Origin of the sequence: Micromonospora sp. NPDC023888, from assembly GCF_040639415.1 — a bacterium.
Taxonomy (GTDB): domain Bacteria; phylum Actinomycetota; class Actinomycetes; order Mycobacteriales; family Micromonosporaceae; genus Micromonospora.
The window spans coordinates 1-1,217 of sequence record NZ_JBEZZW010000103.1 but is presented as its reverse complement, the minus strand read 5'-3'; the positions used below and the strand labels follow the sequence as shown (position 1 = coordinate 1,217).

Genomic DNA, 1,217 nt, shown 5'->3' with positions numbered 1-1,217 from the left:
CCGCCGTCAGCCGCAGCGTCGACTCGCCCAGCCGCAGCAGGGCGCCCGGCGTCAGGCGGACCGGCCGGGCGCCGACCTCGTCGCCGTCCAGGGTGGTGCCGTTGGTGGAGCCCAGGTCCGCGACCGTGACGCGGCCGTCGTCCGCCACGGTCACCGCGCAGTGCAGGCGCGACACGTCCGGGTCGTCCAGGGGCACGTCGGCGTCGGCGGCGCGGCCGATGCGGATCTGCCCGGGGTGCAGCAGGTGGACCCCTCCGGCGTCCGGCCCGGCCACCACGTGCAGCCGCGTCGCCGCGCCGTCCAGGGGCGCGTGGTCCTCGCCGGGCACGTGGAGCGAGAGCACCGCGCCGTCCACCAGGGGCGGTTCGCCCAGCACACGGCGCTGCGCGTCCAGCCGCTCCCCGCCCGCGTACAGCACGACGGCGCCCGAGGAGTCGGCGCCCGACACGGCGGCGGCCAGCCCGGAGGCGACGGCGGCCAGCGCGGTCCCCGCCGGGGCGGTGACAAGCACGTCACAGGCGCGTCCCGCGGCCTGGCCGCCGGTCGGCGCCGCGAGGACGGTCAGCCGGATCTGCATCGCCGTCAGCGGTCCCTTCTGCGCGGCGCGCCCGGCGGCGGAGGGAATGGCCCGTCCCGATCTCCCCCCACCCCCACGGACGCGTCGTCCGGTCAGGTCGGCACGGACCACGGGGCTCCCGACCCCGCGATGCGCCGTGCTGGGGGCATCCTCCCACCTGGCACTGACAACTCGTCCCCGGCCCACCAAGAAATGATCTTGATCGGTCGGACCCGGTCAGGAAAACGCCTGCTTGCACACCCCTTGGGATCATGTGCGCCGGCGAGAGTCGTGTCACCCTGGCAACCGTGTCCCCTCCGCACGCGTCTTGCAGGGTCGGACGGGAGCGGAGGACGACCCGCCGGTGTGCCGCCGTCCGGCACTACAGTGGGGCGGACACCCGGGCGGACCCGAGAGGGGGGCTCGGACAGGCAAGGACCACGATCGCAGGGAGCGCATGACGTGCGGCCGGTAGGCAGCAAGTACCTGCTCGAGGAGCCGCTGGGGCGCGGCGCCACGGGCACCGTCTGGCGAGCCCGCCAGCGTGAGACCGCGGGCGTCGAGGCGGCCGTGCCCGGACAGCCCGGCGAGACCGTCGCGATCAAGGTCCTCAAGGAGGAGCTCGCGAACGACGCGGACGTGGTGATGCGCTTCCTCCGGG

The 1,217-nt window shown here is 75.5% G+C and carries 1 protein-coding gene and 1 pseudogene; one reads left to right on the top strand and one right to left on the bottom strand.

Translation table 11 applies throughout. The features are described 5' to 3' along the window. Nucleotides 1–577: FHA domain-containing protein (locus AB0F61_RS34225; RefSeq protein ID WP_357818551.1), on the bottom strand; the 577-nt coding region annotated here is incomplete at its 3' end. Between the two features lie 441 nt (nt 578–1,018). Between AB0F61_RS34225 and AB0F61_RS34220 the strand changes: the two are divergent. Further along, nucleotides 1,019–1,217, top strand: a pseudogene (locus tag AB0F61_RS34220) (hypothetical protein); the annotation flags it as partial.